The 14,351-nt window shown below is 61.5% G+C and carries 16 protein-coding genes and 1 tRNA gene; 10 read left to right on the forward strand and 7 right to left on the reverse strand.

Features of this window, described 5'->3' with window-relative positions; all coding sequences use genetic code 11:
- Positions 1-251 precede the first annotated feature (251 nt).
- Both JQ574_RS15395 and JQ574_RS15400 read left to right on the forward strand, forming a co-directional pair.
- On the forward strand, positions 252-824 hold the full coding sequence (locus JQ574_RS15395) for a phasin family protein (RefSeq protein WP_212207056.1): 573 nt from the start codon (positions 252-254) through the stop codon (positions 822-824).
- A gap of 111 nt (positions 825-935) precedes the next feature.
- Positions 936-2,024 (forward strand): mandelate racemase/muconate lactonizing enzyme family protein, encoded by a 1,089-nt coding sequence (locus JQ574_RS15400; RefSeq protein WP_212207057.1) that lies wholly within the window; start codon positions 936-938, stop codon positions 2,022-2,024.
- 182 nt (positions 2,025-2,206) lie between these two features.
- Here JQ574_RS15400 and JQ574_RS15405 read toward each other — a convergent pair whose 3' ends face one another.
- Positions 2,207-2,590, reverse strand: coding sequence for a hypothetical protein (locus JQ574_RS15405; RefSeq protein ID WP_212383649.1), 384 nt, complete (start codon positions 2,588-2,590; stop codon positions 2,207-2,209).
- A gap of 278 nt (positions 2,591-2,868) precedes the next feature.
- A complete protein-coding gene (locus JQ574_RS15410) occupies positions 2,869-3,060 on the reverse strand; it encodes a hypothetical protein (protein WP_212207059.1) in 192 nt (63 codons plus the stop codon).
- Between the two features lie 338 nt (positions 3,061-3,398).
- On the opposite strand from JQ574_RS15410, the gene JQ574_RS15415 reads away from it, so the two are divergent.
- Positions 3,399-3,761, forward strand: coding sequence for a nuclear transport factor 2 family protein (locus JQ574_RS15415; protein ID WP_212207060.1), 363 nt, complete (start codon positions 3,399-3,401; stop codon positions 3,759-3,761).
- A gap of 417 nt (positions 3,762-4,178) precedes the next feature.
- A complete protein-coding gene (locus JQ574_RS15420) occupies positions 4,179-4,649 on the forward strand; it encodes a hypothetical protein (protein WP_212207061.1) in 471 nt (156 codons plus the stop codon).
- Positions 4,650-5,407: 758 nt separating this feature from the next.
- Here the strand turns inward: JQ574_RS15420 and JQ574_RS15425 are convergent.
- Positions 5,408-5,623, reverse strand: a complete 216-nt coding sequence (locus JQ574_RS15425) for a hypothetical protein (protein WP_212207062.1) — start codon at positions 5,621-5,623, stop codon at positions 5,408-5,410.
- Between the two features lie 953 nt (positions 5,624-6,576).
- Here JQ574_RS15425 and JQ574_RS15430 point away from each other — a divergent pair.
- From JQ574_RS15430 to JQ574_RS15450, 5 genes are all read left to right on the forward strand, one after another.
- On the forward strand, positions 6,577-7,578 hold the full coding sequence (locus JQ574_RS15430) for a TRAP transporter substrate-binding protein (protein ID WP_212215058.1): 1,002 nt from the start codon (positions 6,577-6,579) through the stop codon (positions 7,576-7,578).
- Positions 7,579-7,787: 209 nt separating this feature from the next.
- Positions 7,788-8,363, forward strand: a complete 576-nt coding sequence (locus JQ574_RS15435; RefSeq protein ID WP_212215060.1) for a TRAP transporter small permease — start codon at positions 7,788-7,790, stop codon at positions 8,361-8,363.
- Complete coding sequence (locus tag JQ574_RS15440) at positions 8,360-9,685, forward strand: TRAP transporter large permease (RefSeq protein ID WP_212215062.1); 1,326 nt, start codon at positions 8,360-8,362, stop codon at positions 9,683-9,685. Before JQ574_RS15435 ends, JQ574_RS15440 begins: the two co-directional genes overlap by 4 nt.
- A gap of 121 nt (positions 9,686-9,806) precedes the next feature.
- A complete protein-coding gene (locus tag JQ574_RS15445) occupies positions 9,807-10,400 on the forward strand; it encodes a Spy/CpxP family protein refolding chaperone (protein ID WP_212215071.1) in 594 nt (197 codons plus the stop codon).
- A gap of 276 nt (positions 10,401-10,676) precedes the next feature.
- A tRNA-Lys gene (locus JQ574_RS15450) sits at positions 10,677-10,752 on the forward strand.
- Between the two features lie 105 nt (positions 10,753-10,857).
- On the opposite strand, the gene JQ574_RS15455 is transcribed toward JQ574_RS15450, so the two are convergent.
- Positions 10,858-11,280 carry a cupin domain-containing protein gene (locus JQ574_RS15455; protein WP_212215072.1) on the reverse strand — a complete coding sequence of 141 codons (423 nt, stop codon included), beginning with the start codon at positions 11,278-11,280 and terminating at the stop codon, positions 10,858-10,860.
- A gap of 257 nt (positions 11,281-11,537) precedes the next feature.
- Here JQ574_RS15455 and JQ574_RS15460 point away from each other — a divergent pair, with 257 nt between their 5' ends.
- Positions 11,538-11,885: a hypothetical protein gene (locus tag JQ574_RS15460; protein ID WP_212215073.1), complete on the forward strand. Its 348-nt coding sequence runs from the start codon at positions 11,538-11,540 to the stop codon at positions 11,883-11,885.
- 126 nt (positions 11,886-12,011) lie between these two features.
- On the opposite strand, the gene JQ574_RS15465 is transcribed toward JQ574_RS15460, so the two are convergent.
- The 3 genes from JQ574_RS15465 to JQ574_RS15475 are packed head-to-tail and all read right to left on the reverse strand — an operon-like array spanning position 12,012 to position 14,350.
- Positions 12,012-12,740: an SDR family NAD(P)-dependent oxidoreductase gene (locus JQ574_RS15465; RefSeq protein ID WP_212215074.1), complete on the reverse strand. Its 729-nt coding sequence runs from the start codon at positions 12,738-12,740 to the stop codon at positions 12,012-12,014.
- Positions 12,733-14,118, reverse strand: coding sequence for a class I adenylate-forming enzyme family protein (locus JQ574_RS15470; RefSeq protein WP_212215075.1), 1,386 nt, complete (start codon positions 14,116-14,118; stop codon positions 12,733-12,735). Before JQ574_RS15470 ends, JQ574_RS15465 begins: the two co-directional genes overlap by 8 nt.
- Positions 14,105-14,350, reverse strand: coding sequence for an acyl carrier protein (locus JQ574_RS15475; protein WP_212215077.1), 246 nt, complete (start codon positions 14,348-14,350; stop codon positions 14,105-14,107). Before JQ574_RS15475 ends, JQ574_RS15470 begins: the two co-directional genes overlap by 14 nt.
- Between the last annotated feature and the right edge of the window lies 1 nt (position 14,351).

A 14,351-nucleotide genomic window follows, 5' to 3' on the forward strand; every position in this document is an offset into this window, starting at 1 on the left:
GATAGAAGCTGCCGGACGTCGAGCTTCCAGCATGCCCGTTTGCGCCAAGAGCGGCCGTCCTCCTCGATGCCTGACAAGGAACCTTGCTCCGCGCAAGCGTCCCGCGTTCCGCGTTCCGCGTTCCGTTCAAATTTTCCGCTACCACACCAAAGCCGCCCAAGGGACAAGCCAGAACCGCGATTCCATCGCAAACATGGCGAAGTCTTGATGTCTGGTCTGATTTCGACAGCGGAATTTAGTGGAGTTCAACAATGTCGACGACGCACCAGGGCAAATCCGGCGGTAAGCCCCGCCAGCGCAGCCGGAAGACGGACCAGCAGAGCCGGAAGTCAGGACAACAGCCAAGTCCGAATCTTGATCCGCAGAATGAAGCTCAGATCGGCCCAATGGTGGCGTCACCTGAGGTTTCCATGGCGATGGCGTTACCTGAGGTTTCCACGGAAATGGTGTCACCTGAGGTTTCCACGGACGACACAGCCGCGCCTGCGGCCGTCATCGGCGAAGTTGAACAGGCGGATGTGCCCTCGATTATCGCAGTTCTTCCTGCGAACGAGGACCCAGTCAGTATTGAAGAGAACCCAGTCAGTATTCAAACCATCGCGAATGCGTACCGGGACTACACCAGGATGTCGCTTCAGGAGAGCGGGTTGCTCGTCGAGAAGCTCATCGGCGCGCGGTCGTTCGACAAGGCAATTGAGATTCAGACCGAATTTGCAAGGCAGGCCTATTTGACGTTTGTTGCCGAGACGCAAAAGATTTGCGAGCTCTACCGCGAACTTGCCAGGCAGACATTCACACCTTGGGGGAGCATGCGACCAAGGTGAACCAGGCCGCCGATCACGACCGTTCCTTCCGGAGAGCACCCATCCGATGTAAATTGTTGAAGCAATTGCCCTGCTAACGGCGTCAGCCTAGGATACCAAAAAGGGCGGACCATGGCGCTTATCAGGACGATCGACACCGGGCTCTATCGGATCCCGCTGACCGTTAGCCTCTCCGACAGCACGCACGGCCAAATCAACGCCTTCGAATTGATCACGTGCCGTGTCCGCGATTCCGACGGGGCCGAAGGTGTCGGCTATACCTACACGGTCGGCCGCAATGGCGGCGCGGTTGCCGATACGCTGCGGCGGGAAATTCCCGGACTGATCGAGGGCCGCGAAGCTGATGACACGGAAGCGATCTGGCATCATGTCTGGTGGGCATTGCACTATGGCGGCCGCGGCGGGCCGCCCGTGCTCGCGCTCTCCGCGCTCGATATCGCGCTGTGGGACCTCAAGGCGCGCCGCGCCAACGTGCCGCTGTTTCGTCTGCTCGGCGGCTTCGACGCGCGCGTGCCCTGTTACGCCGGCGGCATCGACCTCGATCTTTCCGTGGAGGCGCTGCTGCGGCAAACCGACGACAATCTCGCCAAGGGTTTTCGCGCCGTCAAGATGAAGGTCGGCCGGCCCGATCTCGCTTCCGATGTCACGCGCGTGCAGGCGATGCGCAAGCATCTTGGAGGCGGCTTTCCGCTGATGGCGGATGCCAACATGAAATGGACGGTCGAGGAGGCGATCCGCGCCGCGCGCGCCCTGCAATCCTGCGACCTGACCTGGCTTGAGGAGCCGATCATTCCCGATGATGTTGCCGGTCACGCCCGCATCATGGCCGCCGGCGGCGTGCCGATCGCGGCGGGCGAAAACCTGCGCTCGCTGTGGGAGTTCAAGAACTATATCGCGGCCGGTGCGGTGTCGTATCCCGAGCCCGATGTCACCAATTGCGGTGGCGTCACAGTCTTTATGAAGATCGCGCGGCTCGCCGAAGCGTTCAATCTTCCGGTGACCAGCCACGGCGCACACGACATTACCGTCCACCTGCTCGCAGCCTGCTCAAACCGCTCCTATCTCGAGGCCCACGGCTTCGGGCTCGACCGCTACATCGAGCAACCGCTCGTCCTCGAACAGGGCATGGCACTGGCGCCGGCGCGGCCAGGCCATGGCATCACCTTCGACTGGAGCGGACTGGCGCACGTCTCGTCATAGGCCAACGACGCTTGCACCAGAGAAAAGACATTTCGCGGCCCAGTTCGCCGGTCCACGCCCAGCAAACGGATGTCCGTTCTGGCCGCCGGAAAGCTGGACTGGCGCCGCAGCGAGCACCTCACGGCAAACGAAGAAGGCCCCGTGGGGACGGGGCCTTCAGACGCACAAAAACCGCTCTGGCCCTACTTCTTCCCTTTGGCCGCGGGCGCGGACGCGATCGGCGCACTGGCGCCTGCGTTGGGCGGAGCGGCGCCTGCTTTGTGCTGGTAATCAGGGCCTGACATGGGAACCGGCTTCTTGGCTTTTGGATCAACCGCGACGGACGCACTGGCGCCCGCGTTGGGCGGAGCGGCGCCTGCTTTGTGCTGGTAATCAGGGCCTGACATAGGAGTCGGTTTCTTGGCTTTTGGATCAACCGCAATGGACGCACTGGCGCCTGCATTGGGCGGAGTCGCGCCGGTCTTGCTGGAGTCTTTTGCGATCATTGGCGGCGCGGTCTGAGCCAACGCCAATGACGATCCAAGGGCAAAGAACGAAATGGCTGCCGCCGTAACGAGTTTCTTCAAGTCCGCCTCCCATTTAAAAGTGACCAAGACGCACAGTCTGTTCCACGGCGGCGCGGCGGTCAAACTTGATTTCGCGGACCAACGGTCGCAGCACGACGTCATTGCGACCGGCACTGACCTAGGCCAGGGCGATGGCAGAATTGACCGTGGCCTGGCCGTTGCCGGACTGTCAGCCCGCCATGCTGCAGCAGCGAAGCCGGGCTCAGGCCGCGGCGAAGACCTCGCCTCCCTGGTCAGGGGAGGCGAGATCAGGCAACTCAGCGCTCGGCTTGCCGAAATCAGCTGCGGGGGATCGGGGGGCTGAAGCCGCCGTTGAACGAAAGCAGCTTCGCGATCTGCTGCGGCGTCAGCAGGTCGTGATTCCGGGGAATGTGCGGATGCGCAATGGTGCTGGTGCCAATCAGGGAAGTGACGCCACCTGAAGCGGTCGCAAGCTCGGCGTCGTTCAGAAGTCCGGTATTGCTGGTCATCGGTTTGCTCCGTCGTGCCCGACCGGGGCGATCATCGCTCCGTTTCATCGGTGAGCCGGACCATGCCCGCGTCTGCCGCCCCGCGCTGTTCCCTGGGGAACAAGCCTTGCGTTGGGCGCAGTCCGCCTTTGGCCGAGCGGCATGGGCCAGTCATCGCTTCTCCTGCATGCGCGCACGCACAAACACGACGACCTTCGCAGCCTGGTGAAGCCTTCGCATGAGGAGTGGGGCGCCACCGTATTTTTACGGGGTGCGAGACTTGGGCCGTTCAAGGTGCATTCATAATGAACTGCCTATTCAGCGCCCGGGGGCGGCAGACTGTTTATGATGGGACCGTTATGTCGCGTGCCCCTGATGATTTCGATCCGCTGGCCGTTGTTATTGACTGGCTCGACGCATGTCGATCACGTGACCTCAACGCGTTGCTCGATCTTTACGAGGAGTGCGCCATTCTTGAATGCGATTGCGAGGGTGTGCGCCTGACCGGGCGAGAGCCGTTGTCGGCTTACTGGTCCGGCAAACTGCAAAACCAGCTCCCGACTGCCTTTACCCTCGACGATCTCACGGTGACGGAAGACGGCATTTGGGTTGATTATCGGAACAACAAAGCCAGTCTGGTGCGGGCGCACTTTCGTTTCAGCCCGTCAGGCAAAATTGAGCGCACCCACTGCGGGCCGTTGGACCGACGGCTGTCGGCATAGCCTACGTTCGCGAACCATCGATGATCGCTATCAGGTTCAAAGGCGGACGGCGACTAAGGCGACACTTGAATCTTGCCGGGAACAAGTGGTAATCCGGGACGTTAGTGCCGACGGTAACACGCTCGCAGACCTTCGATGGGCCACCAAGGTCCCCGCTTGCCGTCCGTCGACTTCTCTGCGTGAGCCCTGCCGAGCACCCGCTCGGCAGGGCTTTTTATAATGTTCGGCAGCGCTGCTAATCATCGCAACGACACGTTTTTTCGGACACTGCATCAGCACTCTCAAACGAGGCGCAAACCTCAAGCGCGCGAGTGAGTAGGGATTGCGGCGGCCAGGCAAACGCCGGCTACCTATTTTTCCCGACCCGGAACATATCTTGCGATCACTGTGTTGACGTGCATTCTCGGAGACACGGTCATGGCATCGAGCGCGCGCATTTTTTTCGCAGGGGTGGGAACTACTTTTGTCATCCTGGGAGTTGGCTTTGGCAGCGGACTCCTGATGGCTAACTCGGCGCTCAAGGACCACTCCGGCTACCAGGCACGGACGACCGCGGAACTGCCGTCCCCCGTCAGGGTCATTCTGCCTACCACGGCAGAGGCGGCCCAGCCGCCGCAGCCGCCGCAACAGACATCGCAACAGGTTGCAGTGGTGGACTCGGCACCCGAGCCGGTGCAGGCAGCGCAACCGGAAAAACGCGTTGAGAAGCCGAACGCGAAGAAGGCCGAAGCCGACGCGCGTGAACGCCGCAAGCGCTACGCCGAACGCAAATTAAAGCGCGAGGCCGCCCGCGCCAAACAGCGGCTGGAGCCGCGAGAGCACGAAGAAGGCCGGATCATGGCCTTTGGTGGTGACGACACGTCGCGCGTGGCGCTGTTCGGCAACTAGAGGCGAGGGCCTTAACGGGGGATCCGCGTTTTTCCCTATACTGGAAGTTCGACGCCAGTTGCCGATTTTGACGGATCACGTTCGCTGACGTCCGGCACGGACGCATCTATTCCCATCAGTCCAGCGGCGGGCCCAGCCGTGACCGACTTCGGATCGATCGCCTTGTCGTTTCCGGATGGAGGTGAAGTATCGTTTGATCGTCCACGGAAGGTCTCGCTCAGTTTCGACTTTGGGAGACCGGCATCAGCCCCGACGCCGAAGCGATCAGTGACACGCCGGCCAGGAGAACCAGTATCAACACCGCCTTGCGAAACGTATCGTCGTTGATGGGTTAACCGCATCAGTCGTGCCGTGCGCGGGCGAACGGCGACTAAACGCCTTCGCCCGCACTTCGGTAGACTGGAATCTAGCCCATCGTTATCGACTGTCGCGCCACGTTGAGGGGATGCCGGACTGCGGAATAAAATCTGACAGGACCTCGACCTCCAACAAACTTGCCGTTGAAAGACACGCTGAAGCGCGAGCCTCTGAAGTCGATGCGCAAGCTATGCCGGTGTCGGCCGGAACCTTGACGTTAGAGCCGTAGCCTCCCTTGCGGCCGACAATGTCGAGTGGGCTTCGAACACCGTTGACGGTTTTGTAGAGAATGACATTGTCCTCAAGCGCATTGGCCCGGGTCACGCAGTAATTGTTCGCGTCCTTCGCCCGCCACACAATGCCGGCGGCGCGATCCTGCGATCCCGCGATGGCCTTGAATTTTATCTCGACAAAACCGTCCTGATGCTGGTGTCGTTCTTCAGCAGCAGCGGATAGGTGGCCCGGCCGGATTGCTTGAGCACCTTCGATTTTGACGTTGCCGTGTCATCGCTCTCGACCGTCCATTTCGGATCACCTGATCCTGTAAGGGGCGCCGTCCAGCCCTCGGGCGCAACACCGATCCCGGTGCTCTCGAAACTGATTGCGTGGTTTGACATGTCATTCACTCCCATGAGGAAAAGCGTCGCCGCAATGATGGCTCCCCTGAATCTCGCCGCAGAAAGCGTAGCGCGCTTCGTAGGGCGGGTTCTCTTTAACCCGCCGCTTTGATTGCGAGATGGCGGGTTAAAGCGAACCCGCCCTACGCGACTGTCGCAATTCTCTTCCGGCCCAATTGCAAAACGCCAACTGCGTCGCCTCGCGCGCAAGCGCAATCTTGCGACCGGGCTGCGACAAAACAACACGACGGGCAAATCAGTTCTGATTTATAGAAATCATGTCAAGCCAAAAATTTCTGTAAATCAAAAATATCTCTCTTCCCTTCGACCCAAATCACCGGCACATTCTCACTCATCCCGTCCCACTCAGAGGGCGTTGGCCATCGTCACAACGAGGGGCGGGTCGCGGTGGACGCTGATGTTGCGATTGACGGTCGCGGCTGAAGCGTACGGCGAAAGCGTGTGGTCCTGGCGCCCGTAACGGCGTCAAGCTCTGAGGAAGCCAACGCTTCCGAGGGGCGACGGTGGCAATAGAGGCCGTCTCACCGGGGAGAGTGCGTCATAAGCCGTAAAGCCATTGCGCAGGGAATGTCGGATGCTCTCCGCTGCCCTGTATGCTCATGTGCAGCTCCTTTAGCACAATCGCACATGAGACCGCGGGTGCAGCGCGCATCCGGCATTCCCTGCGCCCTTTGATTAAGAGGGCGCGATTTCAAGCACAACTCGGGCGCATCGCGTCGCGAGGGTGCGGAACCATGCCCCTGCGAAAGCCGCCCCCTTGGCCAACCACCGTAATTGGACAGGATGTCGCATTTTGCGATGCAGCAAACCTTGAAGACCGGACCCTGCTAACGGGCAATGGCGTTTCGCCCGGCTTCTCTGTATTGGTTCGGTGGCATACAAGCTTCGGGGCCGGGTACTCGCGCTCCGCAAAAAATTACGTGGGAGGAAACATGAAGAGATTGATTTTGGCTGCGGCATCCATTGCAGCTTTGGCCCTGGTGGGTCCGGCTTCGGCGCAGTCGCCGATCGTCATCAAGCTCAGCCATGTCGTGGCGCCGAACACGCCGAAGGGGCTGGCGTCGGAGAAATTCAAGGAACTGGCCGAGAAGTACACGGGCGGCAAGGTCAAGGTCGAGGTCTACCCGAATTCGCAGCTCTACAAGGACAAGGAAGAGCTGGAGGCGCTGCAGCTCGGCGCGGTGCAGATGCTGGCGCCATCAAGCGCCAAGTTCGGGCCGATCGGCGTCAAGGAATTCGAGGTGTTCGATCTGCCGTACATCCTCCCCGACCTGAAGACGCTGCGCAAGGTCACCGACGGTCCGCTCGGCGCAAAGCTGCTGAAGCTGCTCGATGCCAAGGGAATGACCGGTCTCGCCTACTGGGACAACGGCTTCAAGCAGATGAGCGCCAACAAGAAGCTGATCACGCCGGCCGACTACAAGGGCCTCAAATTCCGCATCCAGTCCTCGAAAGTGATCGAGGCGCAGATGCGTGCGCTGGGCGTGATCCCGCAGGTGATGGCGTTCTCTGAAGTCTATCAGGCGCTGCAGACCGGCGTCGTCGACGGCCAGGAAAACTCCTGGTCGAACATCTACACCCAGAAGATGCACGAGGTGCAGAAGCATATCACCGTCACCAATCACGGTTACATCGGCTATATCGTGGTGGTGAACAAGAAGTTCTGGGACGGCCTGCCGGATGATGTTCGTGGCCAGCTCGACAAGGCCATGAAGGAAGCCACCGCTTACGGCAACGGCCAGTCGCAGAAGGAAAACGACGAAGCGCTCGCCGACATCAAGAAGAGCGGCAAGGCGGAGATCGTCACGCTGACGCCGGAGCAGGACGCTGCGATGCGCAAGGCGATGGAGTCGATCTACAAGGATGTCGCCGGCCGCGTCGGCCAAGGGCTGATCGACGAGTTCCTGAAGGAGACCAGGGGCGCGACCAACTAGGCGATAGAGGGATGCCGCGAGTTTTTTAAGCTCGTGGGAGGGGTGAATAAATCGTTATCCGTCATGCCCGGCCTTGTGCCGGGCATCCACGTCTTATTCGCTTAGCAGCGTGAAAGACGTGGATGGCCGGGACATAGGCGAGCGGAAGCGACGCCGTTCTTCGAACGGCTAAGCCCGGGCATGACGAGCTTCGATAATTGGGGGACTTGATGTTTCTACGCATCCTCGACCGGCTCGAGGAACTGCTGATCACATTCCTGATCGCGGCCGCCACGGTGATCATCTTCATCGCGGTGATGCATCGCTATCTGGTCGGCATTCCTCTTCTCTACCCGTACCTGTTTCCCATCAACCTCGCATGGGCGCAGGAGCTCTGCATCATTATGTTCGTGTGGATGGCGAAGTTCGGTGCCGCCTATGGCGTGCGCACCGGCATCCATGTCGGCGTCGACGTGCTGGTCAACAAGCTCGGTCCGAATAAGCGCAAAGTCACCGTCATATTCAGTCTGCTGTGCGGTGCGCTGTTTACGTTCGTCGTTGGCTCCATGGGTGCGAAATTTGTCTGGGGGCTCTACCACACCGACCAGGTGACGGCCGACATGGAGATTCCGAGCTGGATCACCTATCTCTGCGTTCCGCTCGGCTCCTATTTGATGTGCTTCCGCTTCCTGCAGGTGGCCAGTAATTTCTGGCATACCGGGCATCTGCCGCATCACGACGAAACCCAGGTCGAGGGCGTGGAGATCGATGCGCCCGGTGTCGGCGCTGGGGGGATCGCCCGATGATCACGCTGATGATCTTCGGGCTGCTCGTCGCCCTGATGCTGACGGGTATGCCGATCTCGATTGCGCTCGGCCTGACCGTGCTGACGTTCCTGTTCTTCATGACCTCGGTGCCGATCGAGTCCGTGGCGCTGAAGCTTTTCACCGGCATCGAGAAGTTCGAGATCATGGCGATCCCGTTCTTCATCCTGGCCGGCAACTTTCTGACCCATGGCGGCGTCGCCAGACGCATGATCGCTTTTGCCAGAACGATGATCGGCCATTGGCCCGGAGGGCTCGGCATCGCCGCCACCATGGCAGCCGCGCTGTTCTCGGCGGTGTCGGGGTCTTCGCCCGCAACCGTCGTCGCCATCGGCTCGATCATGCTGCCGGCGATGCTGTCGGTCGGCTATCCCAAGCGCTTTGCCGCCGGCGTCATCGTCACCGGCGGCGCGCTCGGCAATCTGATTCCGCCGTCGATCATCATGGTGATCTATGCGGTGGCGACGAGCGGGGCGGTTTACTTTGGCCCGAATGGCGAGAAAGTCGCCTCTGCCTCGGTCGGGCAGTTGTTCATGGCCGGCATGGTGCCGGGCGTGATCCTGGCGATCATGCTGTCGGGGACCACGTGGTATCGCGCGTGGAAGAACAACATTCCGCGGGTCGAGAAGGCTTCGTGGGGCGAGGCGTTCAAGGCGTTTGTGGACTCGTTCTGGGGCGTCTCCCTGATAGTCGTGGTTCTCGGCGGCATCTATCTCGGCTGGTTCACGCCGACCGAAGCCGCGGCGATGAGCGCGGTTTATGCCTTCCTGATCGAGATGTTCATCTACAAGGACCTGAGGTGGAAGGACGTGCCAAAAGTCCTGCTCGTCTCCGCCAACATGAGCGCGATGATCCTCTACATCGTCACCAACGCGGTGCTGTTCTCGTTCCTGATGACGAGCGAGCAGATCCCGCAGGCGATGTCGAACTGGATCACGAACAGTGGCATCACCTGGATCACCTTCCTGCTGGTGGTGAACCTGCTGCTGCTTTTGGCCGGCAACGTGATGGAGCCGTCTTCGATCGTGTTGATCATGGCGCCGATCCTCTATCCGATCGCGGTCAAGCTCGGCATCCATCCGGTGCATTTCGGCATCATGATCGTGGTCAACATGGAAATCGGCATGTGCCATCCGCCGGTGGGTCTCAATCTCTACGTGGCCTCCGGCATCGCCAAGATGGGCATTACCGAATTGTCGATCGCGGTGCTGCCATGGCTGGTCACGCTCCTGGTTTTCCTCGGCCTCATCACCTACATCCCGGAATTGTCGCTCTGGCTGCCGCGGACGCTCGGGATGCTTTAGTTCAGGAAGGTTTGGCGGCGCGACATTACATCTTGGTAAGGGAAGGCACTCTTGCCTATCGTTAAGTTGATTGCCGGCAGTGGCCGGCTCATCTTCATGCAACCTTTCAACGGAGGTCAGCATGAGGAAGTTCACCATCGCCGCGGTCGCGGTGCTCGCCATCGCCGGTTCGACGGCGGTCTATGCCCAGCACCGTCATTGGGGCTACGGGCATATGCGGATGAACCCGGAAGACCGGGCGGCGTTTGCCGACGCGCGGATCGCCGCCGTGCATGCCGGGCTCAAGCTGACCGCCGACCAGGAAAAGCTCTGGCCAGCGGTGGAAACCGCGGTGCGGGAATTCGCCAAACTGCGGATCGACCGCGCCAATGCGCGAATGGATGCGCGGCGGGACGATTCGAGCCCGCAGAAGCCGGATGATCCGGTGGCGCGCCTGCGCGAGCGCGCCGACAACATGGCGACTTCGGCGGCCGCCATGAAGAAAATCGCTGATGCGGCCGATCCGCTGTACAAGACGCTGGATGACGGCCAGAAGCGCCGCCTGGCCGTGCTGACCGGAATGGACCGGTTTCATGGCCGTGGCGAGGGCTGGCGGGAACGCCGCATGGAGCGTTTTGAGCGGGATCGCGACGATGGCGGCCGGGATCGCGGCTACAACCGCAACCGCTACGACCGGGATGACGGGCCGGACCGAGGGGGCCCGGAGCGGCTCTGAGCACAGGTTTGCCGAGTTCGGCCCGGCTAGAGCGTTTTCCAGCGAAGTGGACACCGGTTCGCGTCAAGAAAACGCGTCAAAACAAGAATCTAGAGCCCTGTTCCGATTCCATCGGAACGGAAAAGGCTCTAGGGGCGGAAGCCGCTGAAATCCAGCGGCTTTTTGCCTTTCCGGGCCCGCGCCAAAGGCCGGGAAAACTCGCTCCAGTTTGCTGGACATCGGGGAATCGCTTTGCTAAACGACGCCCTCTTGCATGGGCTTTTCCGGACCAAGTCCGGGCGCATAGCTCAGTTGGTAGAGCAGATGACTCTTAATCATCGGGTCCCAGGTTCGAGCCCTGGTGCGCCCACCAAGCCCTTCAAGAACTTGGCCAGATAGCCGCAGCCCGCGAACCGTTTGCGCGGTCGCGGCCGAGCAATATCTGAATGCTCCGCATGTCGGATCAGCAGTCAGGAAGTCAATGGACGGGGGCGAGCGTCCGCTTCAGCTTGTTGATGGCGCGAACGGCCAGACCGAGCGGGAACGGACTGGTCTGGCGGAAGACGGCGACCTTCTTCACATAGCCCTCGACATGCCATTTGGCGTGGGCACCGTTGTGGAAAACGATCACGTCACCGACGCCGTAACGTTTCGGTGGCATGCCCTTGCTCTCAAGCACGATCGATCCTTCCTGGATCACGATGGTCTCGTCGACATCGTAGTACCAGTTGAATTTGCCCTCGGTGCAGGACCAGATCACGGTTGTGGCAGCGCCGTCCGCGCTGGTCGACAGCACATGCGAGCGGGCTTCCGGATTGCCTTCAAGGATCCAGGATGGCTCGATCGGCGACGGCTTGAGATCCACGTTCAAATGGCCGGTTTCAATAAGCGCAAGCGGCATCGATCACCTCAGCGGATTGAATAAGTAGGCACGGCTCAACAGCGTCCCGGCCACGCGAGTTGCAGATTGCCAATTCTCGCGAGGCGGATGGATTAGATTACCCCAAAAAGAACGAAGAGTGGTCGCTCAACGCGGGTTACCTCCAAAGAGGCAGCTCAGGCGCCGTGTCGAAACTCGAGATGAAGCTAGAATGCGAGCTGGCGCCCGGCGAAAAGGGTCGATGATGCGACGAAGCTGGTGCGACAAGGAGGCTGGCTATGCTTCGAGGTTTCAAGGTTCGTTCCGCCGAGCGCGATGCTCGGACCGATAGCGAACGGTTCGGTTCGATTTCGGCCGCGATTAGCGCTGCGGTTGCGTCAGTTCAGAAGGAGAGGGACGCGTTGCGCGGGCGAGTAGATGCGGCCCGCGATCTGGCTTCCTTTGCCGCGGGCACGGACTACGAGGAATATCTGACCCGGGATGCCAGGGACGCGTCCATGATCAAGGAATACGAGTCGCAGATGATAGCCGGCGAAAAGCGCGTGCAGGAGCTGGAGAGCCAGCTTGGCAGTCTGATCGCTGTTCGGGAGGTTTTCAGCCGCTGCTTCCCCGGCATGTCAGGGTAGGCGGACGTGAGGGCCGGCGACGTCTAGAGCGTTTTCGAGCGAAGTGGATACCGGTTCGCGTGAAGAAAGCGCGTCAAAACAAGAGTCTAGAGCTTCGGTTCTGATTCAATCAGAACCGATAATGCTCTAGGCGGTGTTGCCGGCGTCCACCGTCAGCACAGTGCCGGTGATGTTCCGGCCGCCTTCGCCCAGGAGATACTCGACCATGGAAGCGATGTCGTCGGCCTCGGGCAGGCGGCGCAACGCGCTGCGGCCGGCGATCCGCCGGCGGCCGTCGTCGTCCAGGGATTTGGTCAGTTCGGTGTCGACGAAGCCGGGCGCGATCGCGTTCACGGTGATGCCGAGCTTGCCGACCTCGCGGGACAGCGAACGGGTGAATCCGCCGGCCGCTGCCTTGGACGCGCCGTAGACGGACAAGCCGTTGTAGCCGGTAGAGGCGATGATGGAGGAGATGTTGACGATGCGCCCGGCGCCGTCGGCCATCATATGGCGCACCACGTATTTGGTCAGAACGATCGGCGACAGCACGTTCAGACGGATCAACGCCTCGATCTCCGAATTGCGCGTGTTGGCCAGCAGCCCTTCGCTGCTGATCCCGGCATTGTTGACGAGACCGTAGATCGCGCCGAAGGCGTCGCGCAGCTCCTTCACGAAGGTGGGAATCTTGTCGGTCTGGCCGAGGTCGAACGCCCTGAAGTGCAGTCGGTCCGCTCCCGCCTCGCGGATGGCCTGTCCCAGCTCCTCGCTCTGGCGGCGCGCGACCGCGACCACATTGTAGTCGCCGGATGCGGCAAGCCTGCGTGCAATCGCAAGCCCGATGCCGCGACTGCCGCCAGTGACGAGGACGTTATGCATCGGCGCGCGTCAGTTTGCCGGCTGCCGTCAGGTCGAGCCGCTCGACGAAGCGGATCACCGCAGGCACCTTGTATGCTGCCAGCGCGTCGTTGCACCGGCTGAGAATCTCCGTACGGATCGTCTCGTGGCGACCAGCGTCGGTGCCGTCGGCGAGGACGATGTCGGCGACCACGATGGCGCCAGTGATCGGGCTCCTGCGCGACCGGGCGCGCGACATTCGCACGCACTCGTGTCGATTGATCACGGTCTCGACCTCCTCGGGATGGACCTTCAGCCCGCCGATGTTGATGATGCCGGTGCGCCGGCCGACAAAATAGTAGCGCTCGTCGCGCAGTTCGACCAGGTCACCGGTGTCGACGAAGCCCTCGGCGTCGGTGAGCTGCGGCGCGCCGGTGCCGACATAGGAGCGTGCCGTGCGGTGAGAGCGGATCCGAAGCGAACCGTCGACGACCTTCATCTCGACGCCGTCGCGGTTCCGTCCGATCAGGTCGGCAGGAAAACCCTCGCGCCCGTCGTTGACCGCGAAACCAACGCCGGCCTCGGTCGAGGCATAGGCATGGCCGATCGATGCCTGCGGAAACGCCCGGGCGAGGCCGTCGAGCACCGCCTGGTCGGCGATTTCGCCGGACAGGCGGACATAGCGTGGCGAGAAGTCCGCGACCGCGCTGCTCATCAGGAGCTTGCGCCAGTGCGACGGTGTCCCGGAAATATGGGTGACGCCGCCCGCGCGCAGCCGTGCCACGTGATCGACGATGGCTTCCCTGGGCTCCGACAGCACCATCGATCCGCCGCCGATCACCGCGCGCAGGAAGATCTGCAGGCCGCCGTAGCGACGGATGTCGTAGAACGTCGCCCAGGTCGCGTTCTGATAGCGCGCAGCTCCGTCGGCGATGATTGCGCCGGCCAGCCCGTCGAGCGTATGGCCGACGATCTTGGGCGGCCCGGATGTGCCGGAGGTCAGCATCAGCCACTCGGTCGCGCGCTCGGTCTTCCATCCCGCACCCGGCCGTTCAGGCAGACCGGCGCCGACGACCAGGTACGCGCCGTCATCGCATCGGTGCAGCGGCCTGTCGGTCACGATGGCGTCGATCTCGGCATCCGCAAGCAAGGCCTCGATGTGATCCGGATCGAGGTCGGGCGGGCACAGAAGCATGCGGCGGGCGATGCCGTCGAGCTCGATCATCGCGAGCGCAGACTGCAGCTGTCCCGACGTCGCAAGCATCACCGAGCGGCCGGACAGCTCGCGATATCTGCCGATCAGACAGCTGTGCCCGAGAATGTCGGTCAGCGATATGACGTGCCGGGCATCGGAAATCGTGCGGCCCTTCAGCTCCGGGCCGAGATATTCGCGCAGTGCTAGGACGTCAGGCTGGGACATTCTCGTATGCTCTGATGAACTCGCCGACGGTCGACGGGAAGGCGGCGTCCTCCGCGATGGTGAACGGATCGATGCCGAGATCGTCCTCCAGCCGCGCGACCAGGATCGCGAACGCCAAAGAATCGAACCCTGTGTCCTGCAGCGCCAGATCATCCCGGAGCTGCGGAAGGGTGACCTTTTGCTCTTCAGCGATCTGCTGCATCGCCGAGAAAATCCTCAACTTTACCGACATG

The organism is Bradyrhizobium sp. AUGA SZCCT0158, from assembly GCF_018130065.1.
Lineage (GTDB): Bacteria > Pseudomonadota > Alphaproteobacteria > Rhizobiales > Xanthobacteraceae > Bradyrhizobium.